The organism is Streptomyces sp. NBC_00306, assembly GCF_036169555.1.
Lineage (GTDB): Bacteria > Actinomycetota > Actinomycetes > Streptomycetales > Streptomycetaceae > Streptomyces > Streptomyces achmelvichensis.
The window spans coordinates 7,042,544-7,059,121 of record NZ_CP108032.1 but is presented as its reverse complement, the minus strand read 5'-3'; the positions used below and the strand labels follow the sequence as shown (position 1 = coordinate 7,059,121).

Sequence of the window (16,578 nt, the reverse complement as noted above, 5' to 3'; positions counted from 1 at the left end):
GGGCACACACGGTAGTCGCCAGTTCGTCACGTGCGACGGGCAGTTGACAAACTTGCCCGCGAATCGTCCCGCTCTGGTATGAGGCATCGCACACCAGCTCGACAACACACAATTGACCCCTGCCGCGGCGGGGGCCACGACAGGGGTCGGACGCCGATGAGGCGTGGGAGCGGGAGAGGGTCAGCCGGTGGGCGCGACCTCCGGGCTGCCGGTACCGGCGCTCTTGCCGCCGCCCTGTCCCGCGGGACCGCCGTCCGCGCGGGCGCCGTCTCGGCGGGGATGGGCGGACCATCCACCGGCGGGCGCGGTCGCCGCCGGGCGCCACCACGGCTCGTCCGGGACGTTCTCCGTGGTCGGCTCGAAGGGCTCTCCCGGGCGCGGCAGTGCGAGCCGGGCACCCGCTTCCGCGGCGGCCGCGGCCGTACCCTCACCCGGCTCCGCCCACGGGTGGGGGGCGAGATTGAACGTGCCCCAGTGGATGGGCAGCATGACCCCGGACGGCTCGCCGCCCTGGAGGTCGAGATGGGCGCGCATGCCCTCGGCGGGGGTCATGTGAATGTCGGGCCAGTACTCGCTGTACGCGCCGATCTGGATCATGGTGGCGTCGAAGGGCCCGTGCTCGGCGCCGATGTCCTTGAAGCCGGGGAAGTACCCGGTGTCACCGCTGTGGTAGATCCGGTGCTCGGGACCCGCGACCGCCCAGGAGGCCCAGAGGGTGTGCTGCTGGTTACGGATGCCGCGGCCGCAGAAGTGCCGGGCGGGGGTGGCCGTGAGCCTGATGCCCGCCACCTCGGTCGTCTCGTTCCAGTCCAGCTCGCGCAGCCGGTCGGCCGGGACGCCCCAGCGCTCGAGGTGCGCACCGACGCCGAGCGGCACCGCGAAGACGGTGTCGGTGGAGGCCAGGGCCTTGATGGAGGGCATGTCGAGGTGGTCGTAGTGATCGTGCGAGATCACGACGACGTCGACGGGACCGAGCGAGGCGATCGGCAGGGGCACGGGGTGCAGCCGCTTGGGTCCGGCGAAGGCGAACGGCGAGCAGCGGTTGCCCCAGACCGGGTCGAACAGCACCCGGCGTCCGTCGATCTCGGCGAGCACGCTGGAGTGCCCCACCCAGGTCAGACGGAGCCCGGAGACCGGCGGGTGCTCCAGGTCCTTCAGCGTGGTGGCGTGCAGCGGCACCTGGCCGACCGGCGACCGGCGGGCCCGTGCCTCTTTCTGGAAGTAGATCTTGGCGAACTCGACCATGGAGCCACCGGACGGCCTCGTCCGCGCTCCCACCGGGTTCTGGAACGTGCCGTCCGAGAAGTTCGGCGAGCGGCGGATCCGCTCCATCCGCTCTCCGGCAGGGTCGGCGCCGAACGCGGCGGGGCGCAGCGCACGCAGCCGGGATCTCAGCGTGTGGGGGGAACCAGCGCCGGTCACGGCACCTCCTGATGTCGGGGTCTTTCCATTATGTGCGCGGGGTGTGCCGGTAGGGGAGGGTGATCCGCAGACGCGGAAGCATCGGGTCCGCTCATGCTCGGGGCTGGCCGTAGGCGCGCTCGACGCGCAGCCTCATCACCAGGCGCCGGTCGCGGACCATTGCGTGCCGGTAGTCGTCCCAGTCCGGGTGCTCCCCCTGGACGTCGCGGTAGAGGCGGATCAGCTCCTCGACGGCGTCGTCGTACGGATCGGCCGCGACCGCGGACAGCTCCGCGGTGCCCTCGGCCACCGTCCACGCCCATCGGTCGGGGCTCGTGACGTGGTACGACGCGCGGGGGTCGCGCCTCAGGTTCCTGGTCTTGGCCCGGTCGTCCGTGATCGACACCCGGATGGTCCGCTCCCGCGGGTCATAGGCGTGGTTCACGTTCGACAGCTGGGGCCGGCCGTCCTTCTTGAGGGTGACCAGCACTCCTCCGTCATGGTCGGCGACCAGCTGGAGCAGGGATTCCTGCCGCACGTCGGATTCCGTCATGACCAAAGCAACGCATGCCCCGCTTCCGGTGTTCCTGAAGACTCCTTCCTCTTCCCTCCGGCTCGCTGTCGGCCCGGTGCTCCGGTCCCGGATCGCGCGTCCCTCACGGGCCGGGCCACGCGCGCTCCCTCGCTCCCGATCCGTACGGGCAGCCGCCCGGCGATCATGTTGACAGCGGGCCTCAGCCATTCAGATACTGACTGACGATTCAGTTAGAAGTTCCCTGTCACGCCTGGAGGCAGCATGCCGGAGCTCCCCGCGGAGCCGGTCCCGCACACGACCGGCGGGCCCCGCGCCGCCGGGCCCGGACGCGCGCTCGCGCACGACCGGATCCGGCCACGGGAAGGCCGGTGCGCTCTGGCCGACGGGCGCCGGGCGACGCTCGCGGCACCCGGAAAAGCTGCATACTGCACCCGGGCAGCGGTGCCGACGCCCGACGGACGGAGTCACTCGCCCCGCCGGCCGGCGGACCAGTGGTTGCCCGACGCCGGGGCGGCGGGGATCGAGGGGAGCATCTCGGACATCATGCGGCTGATCAGCGCAGGGGGCATGTGACATGTCGGCCATGCCCCTCACCGGCGGCGAAACGGCCGTACGCGCGCTGGCTCTGCACGGCACCGTCCGGGCCTTCGGCATCCCCGGCACCCACAACCTCGAGATCTACCGGCATCTCGCCGCCTACGGCATCGACCATGTCACCCCGCGCCACGAGCAGGGCGCGGGATACGCGGCGGACGGCTACGCACGGGTCACCGGGCGGCCCGGCGTCGCGATCACCACCACCGGGCCCGCCCTGCTGAACATCGCGGCAGCGGTCGGTCAGGCCTACTCGGACAGTGTGCCGCTGCTCGTGGTCTCCCCCGGCATGCCGCTGCGGCATCCGAGACAGGCGACCGGGCTGCTGCACGAGATGCGCAGCCAGACGGAGGCACTGCGCGGAGTGGCGGCGTTCAGCCACCGGGTGTCGTCCGTCGACGAGATCGGTACGGCCGTGGCCCGGGCGTTCACGCTGTTCACGACCGAGCGGCCGCGGCCGGTGCACATCGAGATCCCGCTGGACCTGCTGGAGTCCGCGGAATCCGTCGCACCCCTGCGCCTCTCCCCGCCCGTGCGGCCGGCCGCGCCCCGGTCCGAGCAACTCGCCCGGGCCGGCGAGGCCTTGCGGACGGCGAGCCGTCCCGCACTCGTGCTGGGCGGCGGCGCCCGCGGGGCCGCGAGCGAACTGTGCTCCCTGGTCGAGGAGTTGGCCGCACCCGTGGTCACCACGGCCAACGGCAAGGGCATCGTGGACGAGTCCCATCCCCTGTCCCTCGGTGTGTCGTTGCACAGCCCGGCCGTCCAGAAGTGGCTGGCGGACTGCGATGTGGTCCTGGCGGTGGGCACCGAACTGGCCGAGTCGGACCTGTGGTCCGAGCCCGTCCCGCTCGGCGGAACGCTGGTGCGGGTCGATCTGGATCCGGCCCAGATGTACGCGGGGATCCCCGCGCACATCCCGCTCGTGGGCGATGCGCGGGAGATCGTGTCGGCGCTGCTCGGTGCGTGCCGCGAAGGCCGGAGCGGGAGCTCGGCGGCCCCGTCCCTGCGCCTGGCCACGGGCGGCGGTACTGCGGCGGGCGCACACCGGGCCGTCGAACTGCGGCTGGTCCGGGGTGACGAGAGCGGCCCGCATACGGGCGCGGCAGAAGGGGCCGAAGCGGTCGAGGACAGGCGCGGCCCCGGACTCCGGGCAGCCGACGCAAGGCCGGTCGCCGCGGGGCCGGGCGCCGTGATCGACACTTCGGGCCCGCAGGCCGGCGCCGACGTCGTCGCGGACCGCGGGTCCGGGATGGCCGGCGCCGACCACGAGCCGCGGGATGCCACCGCCGACCACTTGATGGGCGTCGCCGCCGGCGCCGACCACGAGCCGGAGGACGCCACCGTCGACCACCGGCTGGGCGTCGCCCAACACCGGACCGGCGTCGCCGCCGTCGCCGAGCTGCGGGTCGCCCGCGACGGCGAGACCCGGGAGCGCGACGCCCGCTGGCTGCCGTACCTCCACGCCATCCGCTCCGTGCTCGACGCCGACGCCGTCATCACCTCCGACAGCGCCCAGTGCTGCTACTACGGCGCGCTCCCCCACCTGCCGATCGGCCCCGACGCCCGCTATCTGCACCCCACGGGCTTCGGCACCCTCGGCTACGCACTTCCCGCCGCGATCGGCGCGAAGAGCGCCCACCCCGACCGACAGGTTCTCGCGCTCAGCGGGGACGGCGGACTCCAGTTCTCGATCCAGGAACTCGCCACGGCGGCGCAGCTCCGACTGCCCCTGCCGGTCGTCGTGTTCGACAACGGCGGCTACGGCGAGATCCGTGACGAAATGGCCGCCCGCGGCGACACCCCCGCCGCCGTCGACCTCGCGCCCGTCGATCTGCCCGGCATCGCCCGGGCGTACGGCGGGCACGGCACATCCGCCACCACCCCCGAGGCGCTGGCCGCCGCGCTCACCCGCGCGTTCGCCACCCCCGGTCCCACTGTGATCACCGTTCCCGAGGAGACCTCTCGATGACCGCCCCCGTGCTCTCGCTCACCTGGACCGACCATGTCACCGGCCGCCAGGGCCATCTGGTGATCGACCGGCTCGTGCGCGGAGTCTCCAGTGGCGGTCTGCGGATGCGGGAGGGCTGCACGCTCGACGAAGTGGCGGGTCTCGCCCGCGGGATGACCATGAAGGAGGCCCTGCACTACAACCCGGACGGGAAGTACATCCCTCTCGGGGGCGCGAAGGGCGGCATCGACTGCGATCCGCAGGACCCGCGCGCGTACGGCATCCTCGTCCGCTATCTGCGGGCCGTGCGCCCGTATGTCGAGGCGATGTGGACCACCGGCGAGGACCTCGGGCTGACGCAGGACATCGTCGACCGCGCCGCGTCGGAGGCGGGACTGGTCTCCTCCATCCAGGCCGTGTACCACCTGCTGGACGACGAGGCCACGGCCCGCCGGCGGCTCGCGGACGCCTTCGCCGTCGAGGTCGACGGCATCGGACTCGACGAACTCGTCGGCGGCTGCGGTGTCGCCGAGTCGGTCCTGGTGGCGCTCGACCGTGCGGGCGTCGCCCACGAGGGCACGCGGGTGTCCGTACAGGGGCTCGGCACGATGGGCGGAGCCACGGCGCGGTTCCTCGCGCGCGCCGGACTGAAGATCGTGGCCGTCGCCGACATCAAGGGCACGGTCGCCAACCCGGACGGCCTGGACGTCGACGCGCTCCTCGCCGCACGTGACTCCTACGGCACCGTCGACCGGACGGCACTTCGCCCCGAGGACCTGGAACTGCCGGGCGACGCCTGGCTGTCGGTGGATGCCGAGGTGCTGGTGCCCGCCGCGGTGTCGTATGCGATCGACACGGCCAACCAGGCGCAGATCACCGCCTCGTGGATCGTGGAGGCGGCGAACATGCCGGTGCTCCAGGAGGCGGAGGAACTGCTCGCCGGGCGGGGCGTCACCGTACTGCCGGACGTGGTGGTCAACTCCGGCACCAACGCCTGGTGGTGGTGGACCCTGTTCGGGGACATCGAGGCCGATGCGGGTGAGGCGTTCGCGTACACCCGTCGGTCGATGCGCGAGCTGATCGACCAGATGCTGGCGCGGGCGGAGGCGGACGGCACCACCCCGCGGGCGGCCGCGCACGCCATCGTCGCCGACCGGCTGCCGGTCATCGCCGAACGCTTCGGCTGGTACCGCTGACGGCAGCCCCCGCACTGTGGCCCGCCGACGACGGCGCCGACGGTGAGGCCCCCGGGGCAGGTCACGCCGGCGGCCGGCCCGGACGCACATCCATGGCTCCCACCAAGATCGGCTGTGTAGGGTGAGAACGTGGCAAGAGTCCGGTTGAGCGTGGCGGAGCGGCGTGAGGAGCTTCTCGGTGCTGCCGTCGCGCAGATCGAGGAACGCGGTGTCGCTGCCGTACGCATCGCCGATGTGGCCGCGTCCCTCGGGGTGAGCAACGCGCTGGTCCTGTACCACTTCTCGACCAAGGAGAAGCTCGTCGCGGCGGCGTTCACGCATGCCGCCGACGGCGACCTGGCCCATCTGCGCAAACTGCTGGGCCGCCGCACGACCGCGGTGCGCCGACTGCGATCGGCCGTCCGCTGGTACGCGCCCACCGGCACCGCCAAGGGCTGGCGGCTGTGGATCGAGAGCTGGGCGGCATCGCTGCGCGAGCCCGCGCTCCGCGAGGTCGCCCGTGACCTCGACCAGCAGTGGAAGGCCGCTCTGACCGAGGTCATCTCGCAGGGCGCCGCCGAGGGCGAGTTCCCCTGCGACGATCCCGCGGCGGCGGCGTGGCGGCTGACCGCGTTCCTCGACGGTCTCGCCGTCCAGATGACGTCGTACGGCGGTTCGCTGTCCCGGGCCGCGATGCTGGAGTGGACCGACGAGGCGCTCGCCCGTGAACTCGGCCTGGAGCGCGCGGAACTCGCCGCCGCCACCCGCTGACCGGACCACCGGTTGGCCGTCCAACGCCTCCCCCTGACCGGTCATCGCCTGCACCACAGGAGTCCCAACAGCCATACTGGGCAACTGTGTCGCACCTGTCGCAGCGCCAGACGGAACATACCGCCCCCCTTTCCTCTTCCTCTCCCGATGTGCCTCCCTCCGATACACCCCCCGACGTACTCGTCATCGGTGGCACCGGTGTGGACACGGTCGTCCGTGTCGACACGCTGCCCGTACCGCTCTCCGACTCGCTCGGTGTCGGCCCCATCCTCGAATGGCCCGGCCACACCGGCGGAAACGTGGCCCTGGGCTGCCGGGCCCTGGGCCTGAACGTCACCCTCCTCGACTACATAGGCGACGACTGGCCGGGCCGCCAGGTCCGGGAACGGCTGGCCGCCGGTGATGTCGCGTTCGAGGCACTGATATCCCCCGCCGGAACCCGCCGGGCGGTCAATCTGGTCGATCCGTCCGGCCACCGCATGTCGTTCTACGACGGCCGCGACCCCGCCGATCTGCGGATGCCGCGCGATGCCTACCTCCCTCATCTGCGGCAGGCCCGCCATGTCCATTTGTCGATCGTGAACTTCGCTCGCTTCCTCTTCGACGACATCGAGGAACTCGGTGTCCCCGTATCCACCGATCTGCACGACTGGGACGGACTCGCGGACCACCAGCGGGAGTTCGCCCTGCGTGCGGATCTCGTCTTTCTCAGCGCCGCGGGCGCCGGTGAGCGCATCGCGAACGTGATGCGGGAGATCCTGCGCGACGGCCGCGCGCAGGCCGTGGTCGCGACAGCCGGGGCCGGCGGCTCGTATCTCCTCACTCGCGACGGGAGCAGTACACCGCGACCGGTGCCCGCCGTCGCCCCGCCCGGCCGTGTGGTCGACTCCAATGGCGCCGGAGACGCCTACGTCAGCGGCTTCCTCTACGGAAAGCTGGGCGGACGCGACCTGGAGGAGTGCGCCCGGCTGGGAGCGCTCGCCGGCGCCCACGCCTGTACGGGCGAGGGCAGTACCGCACTGATCGGCCAGGAGCAGATCCGCGCGGCACAGGTCTGAGCCGGTCCGAGCAGGCTTGGCCTGAGCCGGCCGGGTGCGGGGCCGTCGGCCCCGGGACCGGTCGGACCCGGGGCCGGGGCTGGTCGGTCCCGGATCCGAGAGGTCGATCGGGAGCAGTTCAGGTCCGTGCCGGTCGGGCCGCAGACGGTCCGACCGGCTCAGGCCCGTTCCGCGCACGTCTGATCTGCTCAGGTCCGATCTGCCCGGGGTCCGACCCCGCTCAGGTCTGCAGCAGTGGTTCGTACGCCTCCTCCGCGAGGCCGAAGGTCCAGGCCACGCCTTCCCTCGCGGTCCTGGTCGTGGGCGGCACTCGCAGCCAGTAGGTGCGGTGTGTGCCGTCCGGCTCCGGGGTGGAGTTGAGCACCTCGACCATCACCACGTCCTCGTCGTCGGTCAGCGCGATCCGCCACAGAGTGCCGGACTCGTCGGTGTGGACCGGCTGGGCACCCGACTCGGCGAGGTAGCGGTCGTAGCCGTAGTACTCGAGCATCACCCGGCGCAGTTCCGCGTTCTCCTCGGTGCGTATGCGCTGGGGTGTGAGCGAGGAGAGTTCCCGCAGGAACGCGGCGGGCACGGGCATGCCCCGCCATGCGTGGAGAGCGAATCCGTCGGAGAAGGCGAGCGCGGGTCCTTCTCCGTGGTCGAGCCGGCCCGCCTCGTCACGGTGCAGTTCCACGGGCCGTTCGCAGATCACGACCGCCTTCTCGAACGGCCACCACCAGCAGGCCTGGCGAGCGACACGGGCCAGCCCGTTGAGCCGTTCGCTGCGGCCGTCGAAGGCGGCGAGCCAGGCCGCGTCGTGCTGTCCGAGCACGGCGTCCAGCAGGATCAGGCGTATCGCGGTCTCGGCTGCCCGCGTCGCGGCGCCCCGCGTCGCCGGGTCCGCAGGCGTCTCGGTCTGCTCTCCGGCGAGGAGGTCGTCCACCACACCTGTCCGGATCCGCTCGGCGAGTGCGCGGGTGCCGTCCCAGAGCCGGGCGCCGGTCACGCTCCACAGCTCCGTCCAGCCCGCCGGGCCCAACTCGTCGTGGACACGGCGGCGTTCCTCGGCCCAGGGCCTGGTGCGTACCTCGTCGCGGACGGAGCGTCCGGCGCCCTGGAGGGCACGCACCTCGCTCACGCCCGAACGGGGCGAGGCGGCCCAGATGATCCGCTCCGGCTCCGCGAGCCCCGCGGTGCGGTAGGCGAGGCGCAGGCCCTCCTCGGCCGCCGCCCGGTCCGCCGGGCCGGTGGCCGTCGCCACGGCCCGCCACATGTCCACGTCCTGCATGTTCTTCCCCGTCCCCTGTCCGGCCGTGTCGCTGTTGCTGTTGCTCTGTGCGTTGTGTTGCTCTGTGCGTTGTGTGTCTCTGTGCCTGCCGTCCCGCTCGTCGTTCAGTCCGCGACGATGCGCACCGCGCCCGGCAGGTACTCGCGCTGGCGCACGACGCGGTACCAGCCCTTCGGCAGCGTGATCGCCGCGTGCTCCTCGTGCACCACCCGGCCGCCCTCCGGCAGTTGGAGGACCATCGGGCCGAACGGCCCCGGTTCGCGCACCAGCCGGCCGGGCCCGGTGACCGCGTGGGCATGGCCCGTCACCTCGCCGAGCGCGAGGACCAGCCGCCCCCGCCCGTCCCGCGCCTCACCGGGAGTGCCCGCGATGTGCGACGGCACAGCCTCCTCCGCGACGGGCACGATCAGCACATCTCCCTGCCGGTACATGGCTCTCCCCTCACTTCCGACGCCGAGTGCGCCGAAGCTGATACCGACGCTAGAGGCAGGGTCTGACAACGCCGCCCGGACCAGCGGCGGCACGGCGATCGGGCCCCGGGCGGACCGGCCTCGTCCGGCGACGCGGCCGCGGTCGCCCGGCCCCGCGGAGAGCGTTGTCAGTGCGGCTTGGTAGAACTCTGCTCGTCAGCGATGTACGCCGTCCCGACCGCACCGTCCGGTGTCTGGAGCCCGCATGACCATTTCGGAGCATCTGCAGGAGCTGCACGGGCTGCCCGTGTTCGACTTCCCCGACGCCGGGTCGAAGGCCGAACTGCCGAGCGTGCCTTCTGTGGCGTGGCGGATAGCGGTCGACTCGTACGACAGCGAGGAGGAGTGGGAGGAAGCCTTCGCCCGCTTCCTCGGCGCGGTGGACACCACGCAGGTGCGGGCGCTGATCGTCGGGCCGTGGAGCGAGGCGTTCGACTCCGGTCCGGAGCCCATCATCTCGGCGCTGGTCGAGGCCCGCGAGCGACTTCCGCGGCTGCGGGCGCTGTTCGTCGGCGACATCACGTACGAGGAGTGCGAGATCTCCTGGATCAACCAGGGGCTGGTGACGCCACTCCTCGACGCCTATCCCGAGCTCCTGGAGTTCGGGGTGCGCGGCGGTCAGGGCCTGGCCTTTCCCGCCGTGCGGCACGAGAAGCTCCGCTCGCTCACCATCGAGGCGGGCGGACTGGACGCGGCCGTGGTGCGCGGTGTCGCGGCGAGTGATCTGCCCGCGCTGGAGCACCTCGACCTCTGGCTCGGCACCTCCTGGTACGGCGCGAACGCCGATGTGTCCGATCTGGAACCGATCCTCGCGGGCACCCGGCTTCCTTCCCTGACGTATCTGGCCCTGCGCAACAGCGAGATACAGGACGAGATCGCCGTGGCGGTGGCCGGCGCCCCGGTCGTCGCGCGGCTGGAGACCCTCGATCTCTCGATGGGCACGCTGGGCGACGAAGGTGCCGAAGCCCTGCTGAACGGGCAGCCGCTCTCACATCTGAAGAAGCTCGATCTGCACCACCACTTCATCAGCAAGCCGATGGCCGACCGGCTGTCCGGCGCGTTCGGGGCGGACGGCGTGGAGGTCGACCTGTCCGAGGACGAGAGCGCGGAAGGCCGGGAGGACCGCTACACGGCCGTGGCGGAGTGACAGTGCGGCCCTCGCCGCGGCTCGCGGTGGTCGGCATCCCCGGCAACCGCCGCGTCACGCTGTACCGGGACGCGGCGCGTGCCGACGGTATCGACGTGCGCGCCGTGCCGTGGATCGACGTGCTGCGCGGCCGGGCACGGTTCCGCCCCGGCGAGTGGGTCCGCATCGAGTCGCCCGGCGAGGATCCGCTGGTGGACCGGGAGCTGCGGGGCATGGACGACGCGGCGAGGGTCGAGGGTACGGCCCGCTGGTACGAGCGGTTCGTGCGCGCCGCCAGGACCGTGGCGGAGCTCGCGACGGGTGCCGGAGCGACGTTGCTGGACGACCCGGTCGAATTGGCGGTGCTGTTCGACAAGCGGCGCTGTCACGGTGTGTTGCGGGAAGCCGGGGTCCCGGTGCCCGACTCGCCCACGTCCGGCGAAGCCGCACCGAGGGTACGGGGCTGGGAGGACGTCCGTGCCCTGCAGCAGGACACCGGGCTGCGCCGGATGTTCGTCAAACTCGCCCACGGCTCCTCGGCGTCGGGCGTGCTCGCCGTGGAGACGGCAGGCGGCGGCCGAGTGCAGGCGACGACCTCCGTGGAGCGGGACGATCAGGGCCGGCTCTTCAACTCCCTGCGCGTACGCCGCTATTCGACCGAGCGTGAGGTGGCGGCCCTCGTCGACGCCCTCGCACCGGACGGTCTGCACATCGAGCGCTGGGTGCCCAAGGCCTCGCAACGCGGAAGGTCGGCCGACCTGCGGGTGGTCGTCGTCGCCGGCCGCGCCACCCACGCGGTCGTCAGAACGAGCCGCTCTCCGATGACGAACCTCCATCTCGGCGGAGCACGCGGGGATCTGGCGGCTGCCCGCGCCGCGACCGAGGCAGCGGGCGGCAGTTGGACCGGCATGCTGGAGCTGTGCGAGCGGGCCGCGGCCTGTTTCCCCGGCTCGCTGCGGGTGGGCGTCGATGTGCTGCCCGCCACCGGATGGCGGCGCTTCGCCGTCGGCGAGGTCAATGCCTTCGGCGACCTGCTGCCGGGCCTCACCGGTCTGCCGGGCAGCGGGGCCGAGGGCCAGGACACCTACGCGGCGCAGATCGCCGCCGTACGCAGAGCCGCCGATCCCGGCAGAAGAAGGAACGTGCACCGTGCCACCGCCTGAGACCTCCGCCCACCCGACGTCCGGGGCCCCGCACCCGAATCCGGCACCACCCTCACACCCGGCCGCAGCCCCGGCATCCGTACCGGCACCGGCACCGGCACCGGCACCGGCGTCAGACCCCGACCCGGACCCGGACATGAACGAGGTCGTCGGGCGCGACGATCTGCTGCTCGTCACCCTCGACACACTGCGTTTCGACGTCGCCGCCGAGCTCGCGGCCGCCGGCCGCATTCCCCATCTGGCCCGTCATCTGCCCGGCGGACGCTGGCAGGAGCGACACGCGCCGGGCAGCTTCACCTACGCCTCCCACCAGGCGATCTTCGCGGGTTTCCTGCCGACACCGGCCGCACCGGGACCGCATCCGCGGCTGTTCGCCGCACGCTTCGCGGGCAGTGAGACGACCGCCCCCAGGACCTACGTCTTCGACACCCCCGACCTCGTCTCCGGTCTGGCGCAGGCCGGGTACCGCACGGTCTGCGTCGGTGGCGTGGGCTTCTTCAACCAGCAGGGCCCGCTGGGCTCCGTCCTCCCGGGGATGTTCCAGGAGAGCCACTGGGAGCCGGAGTTCGGGGTCGCGTCGCCCACCTCCTTCGAGGCGCAGGTGGAGCGTGCCGAGCAGATCGTCGCCGGGCTCCCGCACGAGCAGCGCCTGTTCCTGTTCGTCAACGTTCCCTCGCTGCACCAGCCCAACTGGTTCCATCTCCCGGGCGCCACCCGGGAGTCGGGCGACACGCGGGAGACCCACGCGGCAGCCCTGGAGTACGTCGACCGTCATATCGGCCGGCTGTTCGCCGCCGCGCGCAGCCGCCGGCGCTGCTTCGCCATCGTCTGCTCCGACCACGGCACGGCCTACGGGGACGACGGCTACACCGGGCACCGTCTCGGTCATGAGGCCGTCTGGACCGTGCCGTACGTCCACTTCTTCCTCGAAGGGGCCACGGCATGAGCGCACCGGTGAACCGCCCCCGCCCGTACCAGAGTTATGTCTACGCGTATCCGCACAAGACGGCGTACCGTCCGCTCCCCGACCGGCCGTCGCTGCGCGAGCTGTGGTCGGCGGAGCGCAAGGACGCGCTCTCCCTCTATCTGCACATACCGTTCTGTGAGGTCCGCTGCGGCTTCTGCAATCTCTTCACCCGCATCGGCGCTCCCGACGAGCTGAGCACCCGCTATCTCGACGCGCTGGACCGCCAGGCGACCGCTGTCCGGGACGCGCTCGGGGGCCGGGATCCGGTGCGCTTCGCCGCCGCGGCCTTCGGTGGTGGCACCCCCACCTTCCTGACCGCCGGCGAGCTGGACCGGCTGTGCGACATCGCCGAGAAGAGGACCGGCGTGGATCTGCGCGCCGTCCCGCTGTCCGTGGAGACCTCTCCGGCCACCGCGACCGCGGACCGGCTCGCCGTCCTCGCCGACCGTGGTGCCACCCGGCTCAGCATCGGCGTACAGAGCTTCGACGACCAGGAGGCCCGGGCCGCCGTCCGACCGCAGCGCCGCGCCGACGTGGAGTCCGCGCTGTCCCGGATACGCGACGCCCGCATCCCCGTCCTCAACATCGACCTGATCTACGGCATCGAGGGCCAGACCCCGGGGAGCTGGCGCCGTTCGCTGGACGCCGCGCTCGCCTGGGAGCCGGAGGAGCTGTATCTCTACCCGTTGTACGTCAGGCCCCTCACGGGTCTGGGCCGTCGAGCGACGGGCAGCAACGAGGCATGGGACGCCCAGCGGCTGGAGCTGTACCGCGAGGGCCGTGACCATCTCCTCGCCGAGGGATACGAGCAGGTGTCGATGCGGATGTTCCGCCGCACGGGGGCTCCCGCACAGGGCGCGGACGACTACGCCTGCCAGACCGACGGCATGATCGGCCTCGGCTGCGGCGCCCGCTCCTACACCTCCGCCCTGCACTACTCCTTCGACTACGCCGTGGACATGCACCAGGTCCGCAGCATCATCGACGACTACACGGCCACCGAGGACTTCGGCCGTGCCGAGGTCGGCCGCCGCATCGACGAGTCCGAGGCCCGGCGACGCCATCTGCTCCAGTCGCTTCTCCAGGCGGAGGGCATGGAGGTGAAGGAGTACCGGCAGCGGTTCGGACACCACCCTGCCCTCGACTTCGGGGCGGAGCTGGAGCGGTTCGCGTCGCTCGGCTGGCTCGACGACACCGCCGCACCGGACCGGCTGAGGCTCAGTGCGGAGGGCCTGGCGCACTCTGACGCGCTCGGTCCGGAGCTCTTCTCACCCGCCGTGCGCGCCGCCATGGCCGCGTACGAACCGAAGTGAGCCGCAGATGGATCTGACCCTCCTGTACCGGGGCCCGCTCGCTTCGTGCGACTACGACTGCCCCTACTGCCCGTTCGCCAAGCGGCGGGACAGCACCGAGCAGCTGCGTGCTGACCGGGCAGCTCTGGAGCGCTTCGCCGGATGGGTGTCCGCGCAGACCGACGACCGTCTGGCGGTGCTGTTCACGCCTTGGGGCGAGGGGCTGGTCCGTTCCTGGTACCGCAGGGCGCTCGTCGATCTGTCCCGGCTGCCGCAGGTCCGGCGGGTGGCGATCCAGACCAACCTGAGCTGCCGCACCGGCTGGCTCGCGGACGCGGACCCGGACACCCTGGCGCTCTGGTGCACCTACCACCCGGGCCAGACGCCGTACGACCGCTTCCTCGGCAAGTGCCGGGATCTCGCCGCGCGCGGCGTCCGCTTCAGCGTCGGCATCGTCGGCTTCCCCGAGCACCTGGAGCACGCCCGCCGGCTCCGCGCCGAACTGCCGGCCCATGTCTACCTCTGGGTGAACGCGGCGGAGGGCCGCACCTACACCCACGCCGAGGCCGCCGAGTGGAGCGAACTCGACCCGCTGTTCGCGTACAGCCGCCATCCGCACCGGTCGGCCGGGCTGCCCTGCCGGACGGGCGAATCGGTCGTCTCCGTGGACGGGGACGGCACGGTGCGGCGCTGTCACTTCGTCCCGGACGAGCTCGGGAACCTCTACGACGGCACCTACCGGCAGGCGCTGCGCCCCCGCGCCTGTCCGCTGGCCGTCTGCGACTGCCACATCGGCTATGTCCACCTGGAGTCGTTGCCGTTGTACGACGTGTTCGCCGGCGGGGTGCTGGAGCGGATCCCGGCCCGACCTGCCGGCCGCTAGCCGTTCCCCACCGCCCGCCTCACAGCGGCAGCAGGTCCGGCCGCTTCGCCGCGACGTGGTCGCCCGAGCTCTCGCCGCGCAGCCTGCGGCCGATCCACGGCACCAGGTGCTCGCGTGCCCACTGGACGTTGTCGCGGCGCACCTCGAAGGGAGCGCGCGGCGGCAGGACCGGCCACTCCTGGTCCGGGTCGGCGGGCACGTCGAGTCCGAGGACCTGGGCGGCGCGCAGGGCGACCCGGGTGTGCCCCTCGGGCGACAGGTGCAGCCGGTCGCCGTCCCACGCCCGCCTGTCCTGGACCGACTTGAGCGACCAGAGGTCGAGCACGGGACAGTCGTAGCGATCGGCGATGGCGCGGACATGGGCCGTGTACGTGGCGATCTTGCCGCGCAGATGGCGCAGCACCGGCACACCGCGGGTGTCGAAGCCGGTGGTGACCATCACCGTCCCGACCGCGCCGGTGAGGTCGGCGACGGCTCGCTCGAAGCGTTCGGCCACGTCGTCGGGGTCGCTGCCCGGGCGGATGATGTCGTTGCCGCCGGCGCAGAACGTCACCAGGTCCGGGGCGAGTTCCTTCGCCCGCGGCACCTGCTCCGCGACGATCTGGTCGAGCAGCCGGCCGCGCACGGCGAGGTTGGCGTAGCGAAAGGTGTGTTCGGGCATCCGGTCGTCGAGCAGGACCGCGAACCGGTCCGCCCAGCCGACGAACGCCCCGTCCGGTCCCGGGTCTCCGACGCCTTCGGTGAAGCTGTCACCGATCGCCGCGTACGACCCGATTGCGCCTGTTCCGTCTGTTCTCGAATCGTCTGCCACAAGGACTCATCCTGTCCTTACGGGTGTGACCTACGCGACCGTAAGGAGGGGTTGACGGTGCGTGATCTTTGCCACCGGTCAAGTTTCGACAAGCGCGGAATACGCCGAATCCCCCCGTGCCAAAAGGGGCGGCACGGGGGGATTCGGGCGTTTTGGGTGCGTCAGAGAGAAACGCCGTACTGGCGCAGGTACGAGACCGGGTCCATGTCCGAGCCGTAGCTCGGGCCGGTGCGGATCTCGAAGTGCAGGTGCGGGCCGCTGGAGTTGCCCGTGCTGCCGGAAAGGCCGATCTGCTGTCCACCGCTCACGTTCTGACCCGCGGAGACGGTCAGCGACGAGAGGTGGGCGTACTGGGAGTAGGTGCCGTCGGTGTGCTGGATGACGACCTCGTTGCCGTACGCACCGCTCCACCCGGCGGAGACGACGCTGCCCGGGCCCACGGACTTGACCGTGGTGCCGGTGGACGCGGCGAAGTCGATACCGGTGTGGTAGCCGCTGGACCACATGGCGCCGGAGGCGCGGTAGGGGGTCGTGACGGCGGCGGAGTCCAGCGGCGCGGAGTAGCCGGAGGCGTTCTCCTGCGGCGCGGATTCGGCCGCGTCGCTCGTCGAGGCCTTCGCGGCCGTGCCGCTCTCGCGGGACTCGCTGCGGGAGGCGCGGTCCTCGTTGTCCGAGGCCTTCGGCTTCGCGGGGGCGGCCTTCCGCGCCGGCTTCTCGGCCGGCTGCTCCTGGGCCTTGGCGCCGATGGTGAGCTTGAGGCCCGGGTGGATCAGCGCGGGGTCGTCGCCCACGGCGGCACGGTTGTCCGCGTACAGCTTCTGCCAGCCGCCACGGACGTCGTGCTCGGCGGCGATCTTGGACAGATAGTCACCGGCGACGACGCGGTACGACGTGGGGGCGGCCGGCTTCTGCGCGGTGGAAGCGGCCGGAACGGCGGCCGCCTTCTGCGGAGCGACGGCCGGGGCCGCGGCGGGAGCCGCCTTGTCCGCGGCGTGGGCGCCTGCCGCACCCATCAGCGGGAGGGCGATGGCTGCGCCACCGGTACCCGCGGCGACGAAACCGCGGGAGAGGGAACGGGACTTGGGACGGCGGTGCTTACCCTTTCCGGGCATGG

15 protein-coding genes are annotated in these 16,578 nt (G+C 72.1%); 9 read left to right on the top strand and 6 right to left on the bottom strand.

The window, feature by feature from the left end; translation table 11 throughout:
• Positions 1–180: 180 nt before the first annotated feature.
• Together OHA05_RS31525 and OHA05_RS31520 are read right to left on the bottom strand one after the other, a co-directional pair.
• Complete coding sequence (locus OHA05_RS31525) at positions 181–1,422, bottom strand: MBL fold metallo-hydrolase (RefSeq protein WP_328862405.1); 1,242 nt, start codon at positions 1,420–1,422, stop codon at positions 181–183.
• A gap of 91 nt (positions 1,423–1,513) precedes the next feature.
• The gene (locus OHA05_RS31520; RefSeq protein WP_328862404.1) at positions 1,514–1,954 is read right to left on the bottom strand and encodes a PPOX class F420-dependent oxidoreductase; all 441 of its coding nucleotides are present in this window, start codon (positions 1,952–1,954) and stop codon (positions 1,514–1,516) included.
• Positions 1,955–2,510: 556 nt separating this feature from the next.
• Here OHA05_RS31520 and OHA05_RS31515 point away from each other — a divergent pair.
• The 4 genes from OHA05_RS31515 to OHA05_RS31500 all read left to right on the top strand — a co-directional run bounded on the left by OHA05_RS31515 (position 2,511) and on the right by OHA05_RS31500 (position 7,482).
• A complete protein-coding gene (locus OHA05_RS31515) occupies positions 2,511–4,499 on the top strand; it encodes a thiamine pyrophosphate-dependent enzyme (RefSeq protein WP_328862403.1) in 1,989 nt (662 codons plus the stop codon).
• On the top strand, positions 4,496–5,674 hold the full coding sequence (locus tag OHA05_RS31510; RefSeq protein WP_328862402.1) for a Glu/Leu/Phe/Val dehydrogenase dimerization domain-containing protein: 1,179 nt from the start codon (positions 4,496–4,498) through the stop codon (positions 5,672–5,674). The genes OHA05_RS31515 and OHA05_RS31510 overlap by 4 nt, the downstream gene beginning before the upstream one ends.
• A gap of 129 nt (positions 5,675–5,803) precedes the next feature.
• Positions 5,804–6,424, top strand: coding sequence for a TetR/AcrR family transcriptional regulator (locus OHA05_RS31505; RefSeq protein WP_313942858.1), 621 nt, complete (start codon positions 5,804–5,806; stop codon positions 6,422–6,424).
• Between the two features lie 149 nt (positions 6,425–6,573).
• A complete protein-coding gene (locus OHA05_RS31500) occupies positions 6,574–7,482 on the top strand; it encodes a carbohydrate kinase family protein (RefSeq protein ID WP_328862401.1) in 909 nt (302 codons plus the stop codon).
• A 220-nt stretch (positions 7,483–7,702) separates the two neighbouring features.
• Here OHA05_RS31500 and OHA05_RS31495 read toward each other — a convergent pair whose 3' ends face one another.
• Positions 7,703–8,752 carry a DUF6745 domain-containing protein gene (locus tag OHA05_RS31495; protein WP_313942860.1) on the bottom strand — a complete coding sequence of 350 codons (1,050 nt, stop codon included), beginning with the start codon at positions 8,750–8,752 and terminating at the stop codon, positions 7,703–7,705.
• A 104-nt stretch (positions 8,753–8,856) separates the two neighbouring features.
• Positions 8,857–9,183, bottom strand: coding sequence for a hypothetical protein (locus OHA05_RS31490; protein WP_327678153.1), 327 nt, complete (start codon positions 9,181–9,183; stop codon positions 8,857–8,859).
• A 244-nt stretch (positions 9,184–9,427) separates the two neighbouring features.
• Here OHA05_RS31490 and OHA05_RS31485 point away from each other — a divergent pair, with 244 nt between their 5' ends.
• The 5 genes from OHA05_RS31485 (at position 9,428) to OHA05_RS31465 (ending at position 14,653) form a co-directional block, all read left to right on the top strand.
• The gene (locus tag OHA05_RS31485) at positions 9,428–10,369 is read left to right on the top strand and encodes an STM4015 family protein (RefSeq protein ID WP_313942862.1); all 942 of its coding nucleotides are present in this window, start codon (positions 9,428–9,430) and stop codon (positions 10,367–10,369) included.
• 2 nt (positions 10,370–10,371) lie between these two features.
• Positions 10,372–11,511 (top strand): STM4014 family protein, encoded by a 1,140-nt coding sequence (locus OHA05_RS31480; RefSeq protein ID WP_328862400.1) that lies wholly within the window; start codon positions 10,372–10,374, stop codon positions 11,509–11,511.
• Between the two features lie 136 nt (positions 11,512–11,647).
• Positions 11,648–12,457 carry an STM4013/SEN3800 family hydrolase gene (locus OHA05_RS31475; protein ID WP_328862399.1) on the top strand — a complete coding sequence of 270 codons (810 nt, stop codon included), beginning with the start codon at positions 11,648–11,650 and terminating at the stop codon, positions 12,455–12,457.
• Entirely contained in the window at positions 12,454–13,791 is a 1,338-nt protein-coding gene (locus OHA05_RS31470; protein WP_328862398.1) for an STM4012 family radical SAM protein, read from the top strand. Before OHA05_RS31475 ends, OHA05_RS31470 begins: the two co-directional genes overlap by 4 nt.
• 7 nt (positions 13,792–13,798) lie before the next feature.
• Positions 13,799–14,653, top strand: a complete 855-nt coding sequence (locus OHA05_RS31465) for an STM4011 family radical SAM protein (protein ID WP_328862397.1) — start codon at positions 13,799–13,801, stop codon at positions 14,651–14,653.
• Between the two features lie 19 nt (positions 14,654–14,672).
• On the opposite strand, the gene OHA05_RS31460 is transcribed toward OHA05_RS31465, so the two are convergent.
• Together OHA05_RS31460 and OHA05_RS31455 are read right to left on the bottom strand one after the other, a co-directional pair.
• A complete protein-coding gene (locus OHA05_RS31460; RefSeq protein ID WP_328862396.1) occupies positions 14,673–15,464 on the bottom strand; it encodes an SGNH/GDSL hydrolase family protein in 792 nt (263 codons plus the stop codon).
• Between the two features lie 161 nt (positions 15,465–15,625).
• Positions 15,626–16,576, bottom strand: a complete 951-nt coding sequence (locus OHA05_RS31455) for a M23 family metallopeptidase (RefSeq protein ID WP_328862395.1) — start codon at positions 16,574–16,576, stop codon at positions 15,626–15,628.
• Between the last annotated feature and the right edge of the window lie 2 nt (positions 16,577–16,578).

What these genes read in the sequence shown, in the direction of transcription:
- OHA05_RS31520 (WP_328862404.1), bottom strand. Translation starts at nt 1,954, where the DNA reads ATGACGGAATCCGACGTGCGGCAGGAATCCCTGCTCCAGCTGGTCGCC.
- OHA05_RS31455 (WP_328862395.1), bottom strand. Translation starts at nt 16,576, where the DNA reads ATGCCCGGAAAGGGTAAGCACCGCCGTCCCAAGTCCCGTTCCCTCTCC.
- OHA05_RS31470 (WP_328862398.1), top strand. Translation starts at nt 12,454, where the DNA reads ATGAGCGCACCGGTGAACCGCCCCCGCCCGTACCAGAGTTATGTCTAC.
- OHA05_RS31485 (WP_313942862.1), top strand. Translation starts at nt 9,428, where the DNA reads ATGACCATTTCGGAGCATCTGCAGGAGCTGCACGGGCTGCCCGTGTTC.
- OHA05_RS31510 (WP_328862402.1), top strand. Translation starts at nt 4,496, where the DNA reads ATGACCGCCCCCGTGCTCTCGCTCACCTGGACCGACCATGTCACCGGC.
- OHA05_RS31490 (WP_327678153.1), bottom strand. Translation starts at nt 9,183, where the DNA reads ATGTACCGGCAGGGAGATGTGCTGATCGTGCCCGTCGCGGAGGAGGCT.
- OHA05_RS31475 (WP_328862399.1), top strand. Translation starts at nt 11,648, where the DNA reads ATGAACGAGGTCGTCGGGCGCGACGATCTGCTGCTCGTCACCCTCGAC.
- OHA05_RS31465 (WP_328862397.1), top strand. Translation starts at nt 13,799, where the DNA reads ATGGATCTGACCCTCCTGTACCGGGGCCCGCTCGCTTCGTGCGACTAC.
- OHA05_RS31515 (WP_328862403.1), top strand. Translation starts at nt 2,511, where the DNA reads ATGTCGGCCATGCCCCTCACCGGCGGCGAAACGGCCGTACGCGCGCTG.
- OHA05_RS31495 (WP_313942860.1), bottom strand. Translation starts at nt 8,752, where the DNA reads ATGCAGGACGTGGACATGTGGCGGGCCGTGGCGACGGCCACCGGCCCG.